The sequence below is a fragment of the Campylobacter sp. 2018MI13 genome (genome assembly GCF_018501135.1).
In the GTDB taxonomy this organism is placed as follows: domain Bacteria; phylum Campylobacterota; class Campylobacteria; order Campylobacterales; family Campylobacteraceae; genus Campylobacter_E.
Genome location: NZ_JAHCZC010000113.1, coordinates 1 through 3,571 on the forward strand (window position 1 = coordinate 1; position 3,571 = coordinate 3,571).

A 3,571-nucleotide genomic window follows, 5' to 3' on the forward strand; every position below is an offset into this window, starting at 1 on the left:
GTGTAAAAAGAAGATGACAAAAACGGTAAAGATAATTTTTTGATATCTAAAAAAGATAACAACGTCTAAAAAAAAATACCTCTCTAATCGTCGGCAGCGTCAGATTTGTATAAGATACAGGCTTATAAATATAGTAATTTATATTAATTTAAATAAAATAATTGGTTTTAATAAGATATTAAAATACTTAAATTGATACTAAAAATTAAAATTGTAACTAAGCAGAAAAAATCGGATATTAATGTTTATTACAAAATAATGTTTTAACAATATAAGCACTAAATACTAGATATTTTTATAAGATTTTCATTAATTATTTTATACTTTTAAAAACTATTAAACAAATCTAGAAATTAAATTAATATCAAGATTTTAAATATTTTATAGTTGATATATCATTTCTATCATTTAAAATATTGACTATCTTAGACTTAAAATTTATATTAAAATCTTAAAAATAAATTTATATTTGACACTTTTTTGCCACTACATGTTTTTATAATAAATTGATTTTTTAGAAGGAGTATAGATGTTATCAAGGAGAAATTTTATAAAAGGAGTAGCAGGAGTTGGCCTTAGTGCACCTTTAGCATTAAACGCTAATGATAATTTAGGAAAAGACATAAAATTTGATGAAATAGCTGATGTTATTATAATCGGAAGTGGTGTGAGTGCTCATATTTGTGCTGCTTATTTAGTAAAGAATAAAATTGATGTTTTAATGATTGAAAAGATGGATAGAATTGGTGGTAATTCTGCTTTATCTCAACAAGATTTTGCTGTTCTTAATTCAGATTTACAAATTAAAGCTGGCATAAAAGATAGCGAAGAATTATTTTTAAATGATTTAAATAAAGCTGGAGCTGGATATAATCATTTAGAACATTCTTTAAGAATTATAAGAAATTCAAATGAAGCATATGAATTTGCTAAAAGTTGTGGGGTTAAATATGCTGATAAGCTTAAGTTTTTAGGCGGTCATAGTGTTGCTAGAAGTGTTGAAACTATTGGCGGTGGTGGTGCTTGTATTAGCACTTTAAATGAATTTTTTATAAAACATAATGGAAAGATTAAAAACGAAACTAAATGCGATGAAATCATTCAAGATGAAAGTGGCAAAATAATTGGCGTAAGCGTTAGAGAAAATTATAGATTTAATAGAAATCTAGCAAATGATGATAGAGAGAATTTAAGTGGAGATAAAAAACACTATAAAGCAAGGCTTGCGGTAGTTTTTGCAACAGGTGGATTTAGCCGTGATATTGAGTTTAGAAGTATAGTAAATCCTAGATTAAGGTTGGCAAAAAGCCCTTCAAGTTTAGGTCAGACTGCTGGTGCATTAAAACAAATGCTAAAGGTAGGAGCAATCCCAACTCAATTAGCACTTAGTAGATTTTCTTTTGGAATTCCTACAGAAGATTTAATTTATGGGATTATGGTTGATTGCAATGCTAAAAGATTTTTAAATGAAGATGGAGATAGACAAGGTTTATCAAATAAAATCTTAGCTCATATGGAAAAGATTAACACAACAATTTATCCAATAATTATTTTTGATAGCACAGGATTTGCTAATTCGCACGACCCTAATAGAATGCAAAGTTTTATTACTGCAGGGAAAATGAAGAAATTTGATAGCCTAAGTGATTTAGCTAATAATTTTAAGCTTAATGAAAATGATTTATTAAAGACAATGCAAGATTATGAAACAGGCATTTCAAATAATAAAGATGAGTTCAAAAAAGATTTAAGTAAGATTAAAAATTCTAGTATGAGTAAAGCACCTTTTTATGCAATGACAGCTGCACCAGGTCTTAGTTATACTCCAGGTGGTGTTTATGCTGATATAAATATGAGAGTTTTAAATATTAGTAACTATGAGCCAATTAAAGGGCTTTATGCGATTGGTGAGGCAACTGGTGGTGTTCATGGACAATCAAGGCTTACTAGTTGTTCTATTCCTGATTGTATGACTTCAGGAATTGCTTGTGCGAAAGATATTTTAAAAGGAGTATAAATGCAAAAATTATTAATGATTTTGATATTAAGTATTTTTGCATTAGGCAATGAATTTGCAATAAAACCACATCATATTGAAGTGAAATTAAAATGCACAGATTGTCATAAAGAAGCAAATGAAAAAGATTATAAAGCACTTGATTCTAATTCATGTCTAAGTTGTCATGGAAGTAAAGAGAAATTAGCAAAAAGGCTTGATTTTTTAAAAGGTAAAAACCCGCATAATAGTATTCATGATAATGCGAATTTAAATTGTTACACCTGTCATAATGAGCATAAGCCATCATTTAATATGTGTAATACTTGCCATAATACTAAAACTTGGATGAGGGAGATAAAATGAAAAAAACTATTATTTTTGTTTCATCTATTGTGGTTTTAACTTTAATTTTTGTATTTTTATCTCATAAAGCTATACAAATGACTGGCGATGATAAATTTTGTGCGAGTTGTCATGTAATGCAACCGATGAAGGAAGCTTATATTAAAGATGTTCATAGTGGTAATAATAATCTAGGTATAAAGGCAAATTGTGTAGATTGTCATTTGCCACACGATAATATAGTAAATTATCTAAGCACAAAAGCTTATAATGGCATTAAAGAATTTAGTATCACTGCTATTGGAGCTGATGAAAAGATAGATTGGTATGAAAAACTCAATCATAAAAAAGATTATGTTTATGATAGTGGATGCTTAAAATGTCATCAAGATATTACTAAAATTAATTCTAAAAATGAAATGCAAAATACAATGCATAAAAGATATTTAGATTACGCAAATGAATTAAAATGTGTAAGTTGTCATACCCATGTAGGTCATGATGGTTTAAGGGGTAAATTAGATAAAAAATGAAAAAATACACAATTTTATATGCAGAAGATGATTTAAATCTAGCAAGTCAAGTTATTGATTTGCTAGAACTACTTGATTTTAATGTGCTTTATGCTAAAGATGGCTTAAGTGCTTTAGATATATATTTGGCTAAAAAGCCTGATATATTATTACTTGATATTTCTATGCCAAAACTTGATGGTTTAAATTTATTAGAAAATATAAGAAATTCTGATAATAAAATTCCTGCTATTATGATTACAGCTTTAAGCGATAAACAAACTTTATTAAGTGCAGTTGAGCTTAATATTTGCAAGTATTTAATAAAACCTTTTGATAGGATTAAACTTGAAGATGCTTTAAAAAAGGCTATAAAAAGTATTAATAATAAAATTAAATTAAGCAATAATATATATTTAGATATTGATTTAAATGAGTTATTAGTAAATGATGAGATTATTAAGCTTAGCAAAAAAGAATTTTTATTGCTTGAAATTTTGTTAAAAAGTAGTCCTAACATTGTAGATATTTATAAGATTTGCGATTATGTATATAATGATTATGATGTAAGTTCTGATGCTATTAAATCACTCATTAAAAATCTTAGAAAGAAATTAGGCGATAAAGGTATAATTCATAATGCAAATTCTCGTGGATACTATATCAAAATTACTTAATATAAGCATTCGCAAAAAAGCTTTTATATTTGTTTTAACTT

At 26.8% G+C, this 3,571-nt stretch carries 4 protein-coding genes; all 4 read left to right on the forward strand.

Annotation, left to right across the window (positions count from 1 at the left end; genetic code table 11):
• Positions 1-529: 529 nt before the first annotated feature.
• From KJQ99_RS08890 to KJQ99_RS08905, 4 genes are read left to right on the forward strand one after another with little or no spacing between them, the layout of a single operon-like run.
• Complete coding sequence (locus tag KJQ99_RS08890) at positions 530-2,017, forward strand: flavocytochrome c (protein ID WP_214150590.1); 1,488 nt, start codon at positions 530-532, stop codon at positions 2,015-2,017.
• The gene (locus KJQ99_RS08895; protein WP_214115839.1) at positions 2,018-2,362 is read left to right on the forward strand and encodes a cytochrome c3 family protein; all 345 of its coding nucleotides are present in this window, start codon (positions 2,018-2,020) and stop codon (positions 2,360-2,362) included.
• Positions 2,359-2,874, forward strand: a complete 516-nt coding sequence (locus KJQ99_RS08900; protein WP_214115838.1) for a cytochrome c3 family protein — start codon at positions 2,359-2,361, stop codon at positions 2,872-2,874. The genes KJQ99_RS08895 and KJQ99_RS08900 overlap by 4 nt, the downstream gene beginning before the upstream one ends.
• Positions 2,871-3,530 carry a response regulator transcription factor gene (locus KJQ99_RS08905; RefSeq protein WP_214120636.1) on the forward strand — a complete coding sequence of 220 codons (660 nt, stop codon included), beginning with the start codon at positions 2,871-2,873 and terminating at the stop codon, positions 3,528-3,530. The genes KJQ99_RS08900 and KJQ99_RS08905 overlap by 4 nt, the downstream gene beginning before the upstream one ends.
• The last annotated feature ends 41 nt before the right edge of the window (positions 3,531-3,571 follow it).

Excerpts from the sequence above, each read along its gene's own strand:
- KJQ99_RS08890 (WP_214150590.1), top strand. The coding sequence starts at position 530 with ATGTTATCAAGGAGAAATTTTATAAAAGGAGTAGCAGGAGTTGGCCTT.
- KJQ99_RS08895 (WP_214115839.1), top strand. The coding sequence starts at position 2,018 with ATGCAAAAATTATTAATGATTTTGATATTAAGTATTTTTGCATTAGGC.
- KJQ99_RS08900 (WP_214115838.1), top strand. The coding sequence starts at position 2,359 with ATGAAAAAAACTATTATTTTTGTTTCATCTATTGTGGTTTTAACTTTA.
- KJQ99_RS08905 (WP_214120636.1), top strand. The coding sequence starts at position 2,871 with ATGAAAAAATACACAATTTTATATGCAGAAGATGATTTAAATCTAGCA.